Origin of the sequence: Scandinavium sp., assembly GCF_032012665.1 — a bacterium.
In the GTDB taxonomy this organism is placed as follows: domain Bacteria; phylum Pseudomonadota; class Gammaproteobacteria; order Enterobacterales; family Enterobacteriaceae; genus Scandinavium.
In genome coordinates this window covers 250211-264715 of sequence record NZ_DALZVG010000003.1, presented here as the reverse complement: position 1 = coordinate 264715, position 14505 = coordinate 250211, and the positions used below count along the sequence as shown (strand labels likewise).

The window sequence follows — 14505 nt, the reverse complement described above, 5'->3', positions numbered from 1 at the left end:
CATCGCAATGCCGTCGGCGTTACACTAAAGGCAAACGTATTTGTCTGAGGAATAACGATGAGCAAGATCCTGATTATCAATGGCGGTAAGAAATTTGGTCACTCCAACGGTCAGCTGAACGACACCATGACCGAGGTCGCGGACGGCTTCCTGCGCGACGCCGGGCATGAAGTCCGTGTTGTGCGTGCTGACAGCGATTATGACGTGAAGGCCGAAGTGCAAAACTTCCTGTGGGCCGACGCGGTTATCTGGCAGATGCCGGGCTGGTGGATGGGTGCGCCGTGGACCGTGAAAAAGTACATTGACGACGTATTCACCGAAGGTCACGGCTCCCTGTACGCCAGCGACGGCCGTACCCGTTCTGACGCCAGCAAAAAATATGGCTCCGGCGGCCTGATTCAGGGCAAAAAGTACATGCTTTCCCTGACCTGGAACGCACCAATGGAAGCCTTCACCGAAGAAAACCAATTCTTCCACGGCGTGGGCGTTGACGGCGTGTACCTGCCCTTCCATAAAGCTAACCAGTTCCTCGGTATGGAAGCGCTGCCGACCTTTATCGCCAACGACGTGATCAAAATGCCGGACGTGCCGCGCTATGTAGCAGAATATCGCAAGCATCTTGGCGAGATTTTTGGTTAACTGAAGGCCTGCATAAAAAGGAGTGCGTTTATTATGTTAACCGTTATTGCTGAGATCCGTACCCGTCCTGGTCAGCACCACCGTCAGGCCGTACTGGATCAGTTCGCGAAAATTATTCCAACCGTGCTGAAGGAAGAAGGCTGTCACGGCTACGCGCCAATGGTTGACCACGCCGCAGGCGTGAGCTTCCAGGCGACCGCGCCGGACTCCATCATCATGGTCGAACAGTGGGAAACCGTTGCTCATCTTGAAGCCCATCTGCAAACTCCACACATGAAAGCGTGGAGTGAAGCGGTCAAAGGCGACGTGCTGGAATCCGAAATCCGCATTCTCGAGACCGGCGTCTGATTTCACCCCCATAAGAAAAAACCGCAGCCCTTCCGGCTGCGTTTTTTTATCCTGAATTTATCTCTCTTTTTCTTAACCTGCGGCTTACGCCCTTGGCTGCCTGCACGCCGGGTATAACCTGCTGTCAGCTCGTTTCTGTGCCCCACATTTTCTCTCTTCATTCTCCTTGCTTCATTCGAAAATAAGGGAGCATTCCGCCCAATAATAATGATACCTAAAAGCTTACCGCACGCGACAATGTCAGCATAAAACACTAAAAATAAGATAAGCGCCCATTACTTTAAGATTATTAAAATAAAATACGAACTTAAAAAGTATAACGTTGCAAAACCACACTCCGGGTAACGATAATTTATCTACGGCTGATACCCCTTTATAAAAGAGGCTGCCGCTGGGTTCAGGAGACGCAAAGGGATAATGCTATGCACACAGAAAGGACAATACATATTCTGACCAATGATGCCTGGCTCGTGGAAGGCATTACCTTAGCGCTACGGGAAAACTGCACCGACACGGCAGTTTACGCAGCCCCTGCCCTGCAGGAATGCATCGCGTCTCTGGAAGCAATCAGGAACAACGCTGGCGACGATGACATGGTCGTTATCAGTATTGATGATGTGGCATTGCTGAAAGCCGTTTCGGCCTATATAGAACAACCTGAATTGCGCACTATAGTGATGCTGGATGTCTCGCTTGACTCGAGTTTCATTATCTATGGCTGGCTTTGCCTGACCTCCAAAAAAGCGACCGGACAGCAACTTTTACAGCTGGTACATACTCTGGGCCAGAAATCCGAGGCTAACCCGGCATTTATCACTCCCCAGGAAAAACGCGTGTTGTCCGGGCTGCTGCAGGGCCATAGTAAAACCTCAATAGGTGCCAAAATGCACCTTTCGGTAAAAACGATAAGCCACTTAAAAATTAACGTCGCGCGCAAAATTGGCGCGGCGCGTTCTAACGACGTGGTGCTGTTGCGATATATGCATATGTTTCACAGCAGCATACACACAATGAGCACACTGGACGCCTGAGCCCGTTATTGGCGCAGGCATCGCTGCGATCGCCGTGCCAACGGTTATTTGTTATATGCCAGGAATCATTAATAACTGGAGGGAGAACTCTTATGGACAGAGCGCGGATTATCAATATTGCTGTCGTCGACAGCTGCGAATACGTTACTATCGGACTGTCGGCATTAAGACATGATGAAAAGGATACGGTTTATTTAACTAACTATCCGAACCTTTCCGCTCTGGCGGACAGCGAGACGCAATATGATATTATCCTTTATGACCCACTGACCGCCAACGGGTTTTTAGTCGATATTCAAAGCGATATTCGCGATCTCCGCGAGCGTCAGCCCACGGCAAGTATCTATATTTACTCCGCAGGGGCAGGCTTCCTCGCGCCGGATGATGTTGATGGATCAATTAATAAGCTGATTTCCCTGCGTGAAGTCAATGCGCTGTGGAATGTGATTATCACCAAGAGTAAAAATGCCGGTATTCATTATGGCCTGAATATTAATATAGCCGGACGCGATCAGGTTCCTTTAACTGACGAGGAAATCAGCGTGATGCGCGGCTATTCCGGAAACCTTAAGACCAAGCAAATCGCCAACTATATGGGATGCAATGTAAAAACGGTTTACCTGCATAAGTATGCCGCCATGCGTAAATTAAATACCCAATGCAATAGCAGGTTTTACTCTTCTCTCAGACATATTATCTGCTGATCTGACGTCTGCCCTGCAAATCGACGGGAACCGTCCGTAACTCCGAATTAATGACAGCCGCTGCACCTGCGCACCACGCCAGGCGCAGCAGTCTCTCCCAATTCCAGACCTCCTTCACAGACCGCCTTCTTAGGCAATAAAGCCCTCGACCCAATACTGTTCATCGCAAACCTGACATCCGGCCGGTGAATTGGCCCCCGACAAGCTTAACGTTGACTGCTCCTCTTTAACTGCATCAGGAGACGCAGTTAAACAGCCCCTGGCACAGGCTTTTAGTCCATTGCAGAAACGGGGCGGTACAACAGCAAAAGCTGCCATAACGCGCAATGTGAGACGCTACAGGCAAGAAGAAAGCAGGGAATTAACGTGCAGATTAAAGAAGAGTGGATCGGTGCAGACGATACGGCAAATGGATTGGGAAACAACAGAATACGGGAGAAACCTCAAGGCTTCTCCCGCAGGTCATAGCGAACAATCAGAAGTTAAGTCTTGCCCCAAGCAGCACGCCGGTATCAGCGTAGCCATCATCACCCATCTGCTGAGCGACGTTGCCCCAGAGCGTAAAGTTATGGGCAATTTTACCTTCCACGCCCAGCTTAAGCTCACCGATGTCGCGGGTACCCAGCACCTCGTTGTTGATGCCGTCCATTCGCACCTGGTAAGTATCGAAGTTATGGATCCAGTTCGCCTCCACGAAAGGCTGGAATTCACGGCCGGTATTATCGTCCAGATGGCTGTGGCCTTTGAGATAAGCGCGAAGACCAAGGCGGGAGCTGAGCATCCCGTCGTTTTGATCCGTTACTCTCGTGCCGTTTGCCTCGCGACGATTTTTAGCCGCAACGTCCATCCAGCTCAGTTGAGCTTTTGGCTGCAACCAACTGCTCAGGCGCTCATTGCTGGTCAACGGCAGGGTATAGCCCGCCTCAACGGAAGCGGTGAAGCCCTGCGTATGATACTGCTCACTCGGCAGCCCCTGACCGTTAACCGTGTTGCGGAACCAGTTATACAGCACCCAGCTGTCGAGATAAGCACCGGACATATCTTTCTCGGACTGTACCCATGTCGCGTACATCCCGGCGCTGTAGCCTTCTACTGTACTGTCGGTACGATAATGGGTGACCGACGAACGGATGTTACTTTTGGCATTACCGTAACCGACCATTCCGCCGACGTGCCAGCGATCGAGGCCCGTCGTGCTCCAGTCTGCCATATCCATCCCCAGCTGAACCACGTAGCGGTTGGTTCTGGCCTTCATCTGGTCAGAGTTAATGTTGAAGCTGGTGGTGTTACCAACATGGCGCATCCAGAGGCCATCAGCATGTCCACTTTGGCCATCGCGCGCATATTCCCCTTCCCCGAGTCGATCCTGCATACGGGTGGCAAACATCGTGTTAGCTGCCATCAGGTTTGCCAGGTAGCCGCCGGATTCAGGGCGCACCTGAAGCTTGTTACCGTGCGGCGGCGGCACAGGAGGGTTGCCGCCGTTACCACCGTCGTTATCGCCCGAATTGCTACCGTCATCTTTGTTCGGATCTTCCGGATCGGGAGACGGAGCCTCATTCGTCAGGTACCAGCTTTGATTTTGTTTCTGCAGGCGGTAGTCATAGTTACCGGCCACGATACGCCCTGAGCTGGTGAACGTGCCGTAAGACGTCCCGCCCACCTTAACGACCTCAATGCCGTTAACGGTGTAATCCCCTTTTCCGCCCAGATTATTGATGGTCACGCGCGTATCGCCTTCTTTGATATCGCCCGTAACAATCATTTTATCCGTTGGGGAATTGTCATTACCCAGCAGGGTATTAAAGACGATAGTGCCACCGTTACCGCTGTAGTCACCGTTCACCGTCAGCGTCTTGTGCCCCTGGTCATCCGGCGCGCTGAAGGCAATAAGACCGTTATTGCTCAGGGACTGGACGTCAGAATTGGCGGTTACGTCCCAGCGGCTGGAGCCATCCAGCGCAACGGAGGTGATATTTTTACTGGCCCCAATCAGATGTGAACCGCTGTTGAGCGCAACGGTCGAGACGCTGTCCGCACTGTCAGAAATCAGCGAGCCGTTAAGGACGCTGTTATCCGCATTCAGCGTCACCGCCGTGCCGTCACTCGCCAGCACGTTCAGCACCACGCCCGTACCACTGTTAAAGGTGCTGTTGGCCGCATCCAGAGTCAGAGTACCGCCCTCGCTTTGTACCGATGGGCCCTGAGCGGCATTTACGTTTACCGTATTCAGCGTCACGTGACTTTCAGGCAGCGCGCTGTCGTTTCCCTGAGCCTGAATAGCGGCTGCTTTTCCGCTGGTCGCAAGCTCGCCGTTGGCAAAATTAATGCTTCCCTGCTGCGTAAAGAGCGCCGAAGCGCCATCACTCAGGGTCGTCACATTGACGCCGGTTGCCGCTACGCTGCCCGCCGCGACGGCGGCAATCCCCATGCTGCGCGCGCCTTCAGTGCTGAGCTTACTGTCGGTCAAGGTCACGTTTGATCCGTTGGAATAGACCCCGGAGGCGCTATTACCTTTGGTCGCTACGGTGACGTTATTCGCCTGAAGAGATGAGCTGTCGATGGCTCTCAGACCGTCCGCCTGCTGACCGAGCGTGCTGATTTCCGCTCCGCTTAAGGCAATGTCGCCTCCCCGTGCTGCAAACACTCCGGAGCTGCCCGCACCCTGGGTATCAATGGTCAGCATATCGCCTTTAATTTTGTTTTCCGTGTACAGCCCGTAAGACATATCACCGGCAGTTTCAATGGTGTTACCGGTGAGCGTGGCCTCACCATACTGGGCGTTGACCGCAATGGCGTTATCGCCGGTCGTAAAGAAGCTGGTGTCTTTTGCCGTCAGGATCGAATCAGCGGAGGCAAGCCATACTGCGTCACCGTCCGCTCCCGTCGTCTGGAAACGGCCGCCGGTAGCGTTGATAGTCGCCCCGCCGTTGGCATTCAGCGCGTAGCCGTTTGCCCCTGCGCTGCTGAGAATGGCACCTTCCAGCGTCACATCACCGTTCATCACGCGGATAGCATCGCTGTTCTGGGAGGAGACGGTCGTATTTTTCAACGTCGCGCTGGATTTCATCTCTGCGCTGTTGGATTTAAGCTGCAGGCCCATGGCCTTATCCGCCGCAACAATACGGGCGCCGGTGGCCTCCAGTACGCTCTGATTACTCAGGTTAATCGCCGCCATCGCGGAACCGGCGGCGTTGACCATGGTGTTATCCAGCATTATCTGAGAGCCATTATTGGCACCGATACCTCGCGCGGCCGAGCCCGTCGCGGTAATTGTCCCGCCGGTAGCATTCAGAATGCCATTATCCAGCTTGACGCCATCGGCGACCTTACCGCTGGAGGTCAGGGTTGCGTTATTAAGAATAAGTTTGCCTTTATCCGTCGCCAGCGCCGCAGACGTAGAGTCTTTATCACTGGTAAACAGCAGCCCATCAATACCGGTTTCGATAACGCTGTTCTGCCCCTGAGCATTAAGCGGATAATCACCAATGCTGGTGGCAGAGTAATTTTTTTTAACCTGTAGGGTGGTTCCGTCGGTTACTGCCGCCGCCAGCGCAGACGTGGCAGGGAGAGTAATCAAACACAATCCCGTGATCAAACGATGGGAGACAATTCGTGATTGCCTTGACATAGTCGCATTCCTTAGCTTGTTGCATGTTGGGATAAATACTTAAGACGTTGCGCAATAGCAATATAATGCCTTCCGCAGCGCCTTAATGTTGTATAAGGGGTCCGGTCTGGAGGATTGATAGTTTATTAATCAATAATAACACTCATTGCTTAAATTCTGATAATAGGATTATTTATTCCTTGTGATTATTTTCCGACACATAGGATTATTCAAATATCAGAAGAAAAGTCCTTCGATATTTTTCTAAAAAAGGCATTGAGAGCGTTATTCTTTTTCATTACCATAAAAAAGTTGATTATTGATGCCAGTCACCTTGCTTGCTTCAGCCAACGCTTTTACGCCAGCTTAAAACGAGTTACCTGACATCTTCCGCTATAAAAAAGATGGAATACTCCATTGCTATGGACAACGGAATGGAACGCCTGAAAGTCGCTGTATTTTATGAAAATAATATTTATCAACAAATCATTTGTCAGTATCTGGAGAAGGCACTGGATAATTGCCCCTTATCTTTGGAAGTGATCTCCGGCGTTGATGAGCTATTAGAAAAGATTACTGATAATAACGTTGATATTCTTATTACCGAATTTAACTACCTATATAGCCATAAGGAGTGGAGCAGTAACATCAGCACGCGGTTCTGCAAGCTCTGTAGCGAACATCATGTCCGGCGGGTACTGTTTATCTCCGGAACGAATATATGGCTGCTGCGGCGAATTATCGATATGAAGTTCGAGGCCATCGTGAGCGCTAATGACAATATCACTGAGCTGCATCAGGCAATGAGCAGCGTAATCGGTAGCGAACGTCAGCTTCCCTATGTTTCTGAAAGCATTAAAGCCATTCTGCGTGCGGCACATAAGGGGCCGCAAATGCTCTCGTCAAAAGAGTGGGATGTCCTGTATCTACTGGCGCAGGGCTTTTCTATTTCAGAAATCGCGGCGCGAAAGAACCGGGCAGTCAGTACGGTTGCAACGCAAAAACACAACGCGATGAAGAAGCTAAATATTTCAACCAACAGTGAATTATTAAAATTTATTCAGCTCGCCGGAGTAATGGAATAACAGTATGCAGAGTAGAGCCTGGACATCAGCAATCATTTCATCTGTTTTTTTTCTGCACCCTCAGTACTGCAGCGCCTTAACGCTACAGGAAGCCGTGATCGCTGCGGACAATTATGATTCGACCATTCTGGCGGCAAGAAACCTCAACGATGCTCAGCAGCAAAAGCGGATTCAGGGCTTTGCGGGCCTGCTTCCCGTGGTCTCGCTGAACGGCGCATGGTCAAAGCAGGATCAGCCGAAGGCTTCTTATGCTGCAGGCGTCACGCGTCATAATGCCGCGGTCAATGTAACCCAACCCCTTTTCGATCTCAGTAAATACGCAGACTGGCAACGGGGTGACGCCATCGCCGATGAGGCGCAGGTCAGGTATATGCTCGCTCAGCAGAAAATGATCAGCGACGTCAGCGATGCGTGGTTTACGGTCATCTATTACTCCCGCGTGCTGGATAACGCCGATAAAGCACGCGTGGCGTTCGAACAACAGCTTAATTCAGCGAGTAAAGCGCTCGCTATCGGCGAGCAAACGCGCCTGGACGTTGACGAGGCGCAGGCGAATTTTGATAAGTCCGTGGCCGACGTGATTTCAGCCGAAAGCCAGCTCAAGGATGCAAAAATTCGTTTCGAAAGACTGACCGGCCAGTCGGGCAATAGCGTGCCTGTTAGCGGAATGGACTGCGTTACGCCAAAAAAACTGCCCCAGCTGGCGCTGCTGAGGTCACGTACGGAGAGCCAGAACCTGAATATTCAGGCGGCGCAGTTTGTGATGAACCAAAGCCAGGCCGACGTCGTCGCGGCTGCAGGGCAACACCTGCCGGTCGTCACGTTTCAGGCTTCGTATGGCAACAACTGGAGCCGCGCCGAAGATGGCAACGTGCTGGATGATGTCTTTGGCACCACGTCAAAAACCCGCAATACCAACATTGGTATCAATGTCTCAGTACCTCTGTTCGCCGGTGGAAGCCAGATTTCGCAAAGCATTGAGGCGGCCCACCGTAAGGAACAGGCCAAAGATTTGCTGATCGATGCACGGCGCCAGGCGCTCGAGGATGTGGAAAGCGCCTGGTCCGGTGTTCGCGCTGGCGAAGCGACGATTAGCGCATACGATCGCGGCATTGTCTCAGCCAAAAAAAGAATGGAGTCAACGCAATACGCCTACGAGCTGGGCATGAGGACCACTATCGACAGGCTCAATGCAGAAAAAGATTATTTCAAATCGCTCAGTGATTTTGCCAACGCGCAGTACGAATACATTACGTCGAATATCAAACTGGCCAGCGCGACGGGCGACCTCAATTACGCCTGGCTGAAGAAATTCACCTGCCCTGCCCGCTATTAAACCCTACATGGACTCTCTGAATGTCTGAATCATTATTTCGCCAGGAAGCGCTTGACGCGAACAAGTCAAAGTCAATCGGTAGCGTAGCGCTTTACTGCCCGCCCTATCGCTGGGTCATTATCAGCCTTGTTGCGCTGGTCACCCTCGTTACGCTCGCCTTCTGCATTTTCGGTACCTATACCAAACGTGAGAACGCCACCGGAGCATTAATCCCCATTGAAGGGGTTATGGATATCGTGGCGATGAACACCGGCACCGTAACGGATCTCACTATCCAGGAGGGCGACAGCGTAAACAAAGGCGCTCCGCTGGTGACCGTGTCATCGGAAGTCGCCACCCGTATGGGTCAGACCAGAGAGAGCATCGCCCAGCAGCTGGATTTACAGCTTAAGGTCCTGCAAAAGGAGCGTGAGAACCTGGATGCCCTGTCCGTAGAAACCCGTAAAGGGCTGCTGGACAAGCGCAGCCTGCTCGAACAGCAGATCAAAAGCCTTGCGGATATCAGCAGCAGTCGCGTTAAGCAGATGCGCCTGACGGCGGAGAAAGTGGACAAGCTGAAAATGATGCGCGGGGAAGGCTACGCCTCTAACAGCCAGGTCGAAGAGCAGGAAACCCAGCGCCTTGAGGCCGAGTCACGTATTCAGGACGTAGCCAGGCAGCGTATTGACCTGCAACAGCAGCTCACCCAGACGCTACAGCAGATCCGCGAGCAACCGATCAACGAGCTGAATCAGGCTAACGATATCGCCCGTCGAATGGCGGAACTGCGCCAGAGCATGATCGAAAACGAATCCCGCCGCTCGGTGGTGTTTGACGCGCCGCAGAAAGCCACGGTGGCTTCGGTGGTGGTGAAGCGCGGGCAAATTGTCAGCCAGGGCCAGACGCTGGCATCGCTGCTGCCCGAAAATACCGAGCTACAGGCACGCATCATGGTCAGCAGCCGGGCAATCGGCTTTATCCGTCCCGGACAAAGGGTCGTACTGCGATATCAGGCGTATCCCTGGCAAAAATTCGGCCAGCAGTATGGCCGGGTAACGGAAATATCCCGCGTGGCCCTCTCGCCGCAGGAGGTCGCCCAGATTACCGGCAACAATCAGGTTCAGGAACAGCACTACCTGGTTAAGGTCAGGCTCGATAAGCAGTTTGTTCATGCCTACGGCCGCGAGCAGCGGCTGCTGCCGGGCAGCGCCGTCGAGGCGGACTTCCTGATCGATAAACGCCGCCTGTATGAGTGGGTGCTTGAGCCACTCTATGCCCTGAGCCGTAGTACTTCTGCCTGATTGCGACAACTGATAAGAGCATGAATAAAAAATGAATCTGCACAATAAACTGAATTTTTCCTGGCGCAAGAAGCTGCCGGTTATCCAGCAAACTCAGGCGGCAGAGTGCGGTCTGACCTGCGTGGGCATGATTGCCAACTACTACGGCCATAAAATCGACATGATCACCCTGCGCCGCCGCTTCTCGACCTCACTGAAGGGCGCGACGCTGGGCGACGTGATGCTGGTTTCACATCAGCTTGGCCTGGCGAGCCGCGCGCTGCGTCTGGAAATTGACGAGCTGCACAAGCTGCGTATGCCCTGCATTCTGCACTGGGACATGAACCACTTCGTGGTCCTCAAGGCAGTAACCAAAAAGAAAATCATTATCCACGATCCCGCCAGGGGTCGCCGTGAGGTGCCGCTTGAGGAGGTTTCAAAATCCTTTACCGGCGTGGCGCTTGAGCTGCTGCCAGCGGCAAGCTTCGAGAAAAAAGAGGAAAAAGAATCCCTGTCGATGATGAAGCTCATCGGCAACGTAAGCGGGATCCGCTCCGCCTTTATGCAGGTACTGATCCTCTCCATCGGGCTGGAGCTTTTTTCGCTGCTGTCGCCTTTCTATACCCAATGGGTGATGGATCAGGTGCTACCGTCCGCAGACAAAGATTTGCTGACGCTGCTCGGCAGCGCCTTTATTGCCGTTGTTGTGCTGCAAAGCGCCATCACGGCAATTCGCTCCTGGGTCACCACCTGGTTTTCCAGCATGCTGAGCGTGCAGTGGTCGGCAAACGTCTGTTCTCACCTGCTGGGCCTGCCTATGTCATGGTTTGAAGAGCGCCACACCGGAGATATCGTGTCGCGTTTTGGCTCTATCGGTACGATTCAGAGTACGCTGACCAGCCGTTTTATCTCCTCTATTCTCGACGGCGTCATGGCCGTGGTGACGCTGTGCATGCTGTTTGCCTACAGCATGGAGCTGACCTGGGTCGTGCTGGGCATGTTGGCGATTTATATCATTATTCGCTGGATATCTTTCCGCCCGTTCCGCCAGGCAAACGAAGATCAGCTTATCGCTAACGCCCGCGCCCAGTCGCAGCTGCTGGAGTCCATTCGCGGCGTACAGGCCGTCAAACTAAGCAATAAGCAGGAGATGCGCGTTTCCACCTACGCCAACGAGCTGGTTGAGGCAACCAATAAAGGTATTCACATCCAGCGCCTGAGCATCGGCTTCAGCACCCTGCAGGGGGTGATTTCCGGCGTCGGCCGCGTGGTGCTGATCTGGCTGGCGGCCCTTCAGGTGCTCGACGGTCATTTTACGGGCGGGATGCTGATCGCCTTTTCCAGCTTCTCCGATCAGTTTATCAGCCGCGCAACCGGGCTAATCAACGCCGTTATCGAGTTCTGGATGCTGCGGCTTCACGGCGAGCGTCTGGCAGACATCGTACTGTCAGATAAGGAAACCGATATGGACAACAGCGTGTCACTCCCTTCCAGCGCCAGCCGTGAAGCTTTTTCGGTGCAGGTCAACAATATCTCTTTTCGCTACGCGTTGACCGAACCCTGGGTGCTGGAAAACTACAGCCTGGCCATTAACGCTGGTGAGTCGGTCGCCATTATCGGTCCCTCAGGCCAGGGGAAATCGACGCTGGTTAAGCTGCTGCTCGGCCTGCTCAAGCCGGCCTCCGGTACGATTGAGGTTAACGGCCAGGACATCCGCAAGCTGGGTATGAGCTGGTATCGCGAGCGCATCGGCAGCGTTATGCAGGATGACATCCTGTTCGCGGGTTCGTTAAGCGATAACATCAGCTTCTTTGATTCCCACTACGACCAGCAGAAAGTGGAGCGGGCGGCAAAGCTCGCCCAGATCCATGAAGAAATTATGGCGATGGCGATGGGCTATAACAGCCTTGTGGGCGATATGGGCTCGTCGCTGTCCGGCGGACAGATCCAGCGTGTGCTGCTGGCGCGCGCACTCTATCGCGATCCTGACCTCCTGATTCTTGATGAGGCCACCAGTCATCTCGACGTTGCGCGCGAAAGCGCCATTAATAATGCTATCAGGCAGATGAATATCACCCGTATTATTATCGCACATCGGCCGGAAACCATCCGCAGTGCGGATCGTATTATTCTGCTGAGCCGGGAAGGTATTCAGGAGCTTACACATCAGCAATTCGAAAACTCGCTTGAATAATTACAGAGTTTATTATTAACATCAACGCAGGCCAATGGCCTGCGTTTTTTAAATAACATACCCCTGTATTTACCCCCTCCCCAAAATCACTTACCCACACAATTAATATAAGATTATTTCCTCCTCTATTAAAAAAGCCCAGGATACATTAGAAGTTAATCTATTGAGGGCGTCAGCCCCGCTTCTTTATAATCACTTTACAGGCAGCGAAGTCATCGGGTGCTTGCAGAATTGATTAATTTATTTTTTAAGGAATAAAAAATGCGTGAACTGCAGATCTCTGAAATTAACGAAGTAGCGGGTGCTGGCTTCTTTGACACTCTGGGCGCGGGCATCCTCGGCTCTATCACCGGAATCAACGTTGGCCTGGCAAAAGGCGGCGTTTCCGGCGGGAGCACCGGCGGTATTCTGGGCGTTGGCGCCATCGCAGCTGCCGTCACTATGGTGATCGGTGGTGTTCAGGGGGCAATCACTGGCTTTACCTATGGTCTGGTAAACGGCTGGGATAAGACTCTCGAAGCATTCAATAACTCTACCGATCAGTGGTTCGATCACACGATCCCGACTCCTAAAGTTTGATTCAGAGTAAACCATTATGAAAGAGATAAAGAATAAAGACCTGCAGGAAGTGGCAGGCGGCAGCTTAACTTCAGATATTCTGAACTTTTTCCGTCATGGTATTTTCGGTTCAGATTCTGATACCGGTGCTATTGAACCGGGCTGGTCTGCTGGCCCGACTAAGCCTTCACAGGCTACAGGCAAGGGCGACGAATACGGCCTGGCACTGGTTACTGGTCTGGTAACTATTGCCGCAGCCGTCGCAACCGGAATTAAGTTTCTCTCCGGGAAATAAGTTAAAGGGATAATTATCCCTTTTAATTTCACACTATCAATGAAAATGCAATTCCCCATGCATGGGGATCGCTATTCATACAAAAAGGATTTATATGAAAAAGGCAATTATCGCTTCTTTAGTTGTTATGGGAATGGGTCTGTCTGCAAGCGCGGTATCCGCAGCGCCGGTTGGTACAATCACCATCAACGGTGAACTGACTGCTGCCACCTGTAAAGTGACCGTTGACGACAGCGCAACCGGTGATTCTACCGTTAACCTGCCGAAACTGCCTGTTACTCAGCTGGCAGCACCGGGTGAATTCGCTGGGGCAACTAATTTCGTTATGCACCTGACCGGCTGTACTCCAACCGACTCTAACGTGCGTGCCTACTTTGAATCTGGCGCTACCGTTGATGCAGCAACCGGTCGTCTGAACAATACCCTGACCGACGGCGCTAAAAACGTACAGATCCAGCTCCTGAACGATGCTGACGTGGTTCTGGAAGCAGGTAACGACAGCCAGCGTGCTAACGCAGCGACTCCGCTGAACAGCGGCGCTGCTGACCTGATTTACCAGGCTCGTTACTACGCTACCGGTGCATCTACTGCAGGTAAAGTGGCTTCATCTGTAACTTATTCCATCGATTACGAATAAGAATCAGCGTTGATTTAATTTAACAGGGAACGCTTCGTTCCCTGTTGTTTATGGATATTATCCAGGGATTCCTGAAACATGCGCGCTTTGAATTTCCTGCTTTTATTAATTCTCTCTTCTTCGGTTGCTCAGGCTGGTATTGTTATCAACGGCACCCGCGTGGTATATCCTGAAAGTGAAAAAGAAATCACGCTGCGCCTGAATAATGAAGGAAATAAATCATCCCTCGTCCAGACGTGGATTGACAAAGGCAACAGTTCCGCAAAGGTTAATCAAATCGACGTACCTTTCGTGATATTGCCGCCGGTATTTCGGGTTGAGCCTAAACAAGGGCAAACGCTACGTATCTCATATACTGGTCAAAATCTTCCGGCAGACCGGGAGTCCGTTTTTTATCTGAACGTGTTGGATATTCCACCCAATCCAGAAAATGCTCATGGCAACAACGTACAAATGGCGTTCCGTTCGCGCATTAAGCTTTTCTTCCGCCCGCAGGCGATGAAATCCGAATCCTATACTGATGCCGTAGATAAATTAACCTGGTCTGTGGGTTCATGCAGCACCTGTATTGAAGTCAAAAACCCAACGCCATTTAATATAACGATAACGAAGATCTATTTGACTGCCAACAGTACGGAAGGAAGCGGTATCCAGGGTGCAATGATTGCGCCATTCTCTTCCCATAATTTTAAATTAGGCAGCAATCCTGGAACTAACAACATTACTTTTAGCTATCTCAATGATTATGGCGGCACGGTAAAAGCGCAGCTGAAAAAAGGGTAGCTATTCATTTCTGTGCATGGATGTGA

General features: G+C 52.0%; 13 protein-coding genes. 12 read left to right on the top strand and 1 reads right to left on the bottom strand.

The features are described from left to right. Positions 1-57: 57 nt before the first annotated feature. From RTU33_RS04625 to RTU33_RS04610, 4 genes are all read left to right on the top strand, one after another. Entirely contained in the window at positions 58-639 is a 582-nt protein-coding gene (locus RTU33_RS04625; RefSeq protein ID WP_312625642.1) for an NAD(P)H-dependent oxidoreductase, read from the top strand. Positions 640-672: 33 nt separating this feature from the next. Next, complete coding sequence (locus RTU33_RS04620; RefSeq protein ID WP_312625640.1) at positions 673-987, top strand: putative quinol monooxygenase; 315 nt, start codon at positions 673-675, stop codon at positions 985-987. A 422-nt stretch (positions 988-1409) separates the two neighbouring features. Further along, complete coding sequence (locus tag RTU33_RS04615) at positions 1410-2018, top strand: LuxR C-terminal-related transcriptional regulator (protein WP_312625638.1); 609 nt, start codon at positions 1410-1412, stop codon at positions 2016-2018. Between the two features lie 92 nt (positions 2019-2110). Next, positions 2111-2722 carry a LuxR C-terminal-related transcriptional regulator gene (locus tag RTU33_RS04610; protein ID WP_312625637.1) on the top strand — a complete coding sequence of 204 codons (612 nt, stop codon included), beginning with the start codon at positions 2111-2113 and terminating at the stop codon, positions 2720-2722. Positions 2723-3197: 475 nt separating this feature from the next. On the opposite strand, the gene RTU33_RS04605 is transcribed toward RTU33_RS04610, so the two are convergent. Further along, positions 3198-6302 (bottom strand): autotransporter outer membrane beta-barrel domain-containing protein, encoded by a 3105-nt coding sequence (locus RTU33_RS04605; RefSeq protein WP_312625635.1) that lies wholly within the window; start codon positions 6300-6302, stop codon positions 3198-3200. 464 nt (positions 6303-6766) lie between these two features. On the opposite strand from RTU33_RS04605, the gene RTU33_RS04600 reads away from it, so the two are divergent. The 8 genes from RTU33_RS04600 to RTU33_RS04565 all read left to right on the top strand — a co-directional run bounded on the left by RTU33_RS04600 (position 6767) and on the right by RTU33_RS04565 (position 14479). Next, positions 6767-7417, top strand: a complete 651-nt coding sequence (locus tag RTU33_RS04600; RefSeq protein WP_312625633.1) for a LuxR C-terminal-related transcriptional regulator — start codon at positions 6767-6769, stop codon at positions 7415-7417. Positions 7418-7421: 4 nt separating this feature from the next. Continuing rightward, the gene (locus tag RTU33_RS04595) at positions 7422-8753 is read left to right on the top strand and encodes a TolC family outer membrane protein (RefSeq protein WP_312625631.1); all 1332 of its coding nucleotides are present in this window, start codon (positions 7422-7424) and stop codon (positions 8751-8753) included. A 20-nt stretch (positions 8754-8773) separates the two neighbouring features. Continuing rightward, the gene (locus RTU33_RS04590; protein ID WP_312625629.1) at positions 8774-10033 is read left to right on the top strand and encodes an HlyD family efflux transporter periplasmic adaptor subunit; all 1260 of its coding nucleotides are present in this window, start codon (positions 8774-8776) and stop codon (positions 10031-10033) included. A gap of 31 nt (positions 10034-10064) precedes the next feature. Next, positions 10065-12206 (top strand): peptidase domain-containing ABC transporter, encoded by a 2142-nt coding sequence (locus tag RTU33_RS04585; RefSeq protein ID WP_312625627.1) that lies wholly within the window; start codon positions 10065-10067, stop codon positions 12204-12206. Between the two features lie 261 nt (positions 12207-12467). After that, entirely contained in the window at positions 12468-12785 is a 318-nt protein-coding gene (locus RTU33_RS04580; protein ID WP_312625625.1) for a hypothetical protein, read from the top strand. A 16-nt stretch (positions 12786-12801) separates the two neighbouring features. Then, positions 12802-13059 (top strand): hypothetical protein, encoded by a 258-nt coding sequence (locus RTU33_RS04575; protein ID WP_312625624.1) that lies wholly within the window; start codon positions 12802-12804, stop codon positions 13057-13059. A gap of 94 nt (positions 13060-13153) precedes the next feature. Then, positions 13154-13696 (top strand): fimbrial protein, encoded by a 543-nt coding sequence (locus tag RTU33_RS04570; RefSeq protein ID WP_312625622.1) that lies wholly within the window; start codon positions 13154-13156, stop codon positions 13694-13696. A 78-nt stretch (positions 13697-13774) separates the two neighbouring features. Further along, entirely contained in the window at positions 13775-14479 is a 705-nt protein-coding gene (locus RTU33_RS04565; RefSeq protein ID WP_312625620.1) for a molecular chaperone, read from the top strand. Positions 14480-14505 lie beyond the last annotated feature (26 nt).

What these genes read in the sequence shown, in the direction of transcription:
- RTU33_RS04625 (WP_312625642.1), top strand. Translation starts at nt 58, where the DNA reads ATGAGCAAGATCCTGATTATCAATGGCGGTAAGAAATTTGGTCACTCC.
- RTU33_RS04620 (WP_312625640.1), top strand. Translation starts at nt 673, where the DNA reads ATGTTAACCGTTATTGCTGAGATCCGTACCCGTCCTGGTCAGCACCAC.
- RTU33_RS04615 (WP_312625638.1), top strand. Translation starts at nt 1,410, where the DNA reads ATGCACACAGAAAGGACAATACATATTCTGACCAATGATGCCTGGCTC.
- RTU33_RS04610 (WP_312625637.1), top strand. Translation starts at nt 2,111, where the DNA reads ATGGACAGAGCGCGGATTATCAATATTGCTGTCGTCGACAGCTGCGAA.
- RTU33_RS04600 (WP_312625633.1), top strand. Translation starts at nt 6,767, where the DNA reads ATGGAACGCCTGAAAGTCGCTGTATTTTATGAAAATAATATTTATCAA.
- RTU33_RS04595 (WP_312625631.1), top strand. Translation starts at nt 7,422, where the DNA reads ATGCAGAGTAGAGCCTGGACATCAGCAATCATTTCATCTGTTTTTTTT.
- RTU33_RS04590 (WP_312625629.1), top strand. Translation starts at nt 8,774, where the DNA reads ATGTCTGAATCATTATTTCGCCAGGAAGCGCTTGACGCGAACAAGTCA.
- RTU33_RS04585 (WP_312625627.1), top strand. Translation starts at nt 10,065, where the DNA reads ATGAATCTGCACAATAAACTGAATTTTTCCTGGCGCAAGAAGCTGCCG.
- RTU33_RS04580 (WP_312625625.1), top strand. Translation starts at nt 12,468, where the DNA reads ATGCGTGAACTGCAGATCTCTGAAATTAACGAAGTAGCGGGTGCTGGC.
- RTU33_RS04575 (WP_312625624.1), top strand. Translation starts at nt 12,802, where the DNA reads ATGAAAGAGATAAAGAATAAAGACCTGCAGGAAGTGGCAGGCGGCAGC.
- RTU33_RS04570 (WP_312625622.1), top strand. Translation starts at nt 13,154, where the DNA reads ATGAAAAAGGCAATTATCGCTTCTTTAGTTGTTATGGGAATGGGTCTG.
- RTU33_RS04565 (WP_312625620.1), top strand. Translation starts at nt 13,775, where the DNA reads ATGCGCGCTTTGAATTTCCTGCTTTTATTAATTCTCTCTTCTTCGGTT.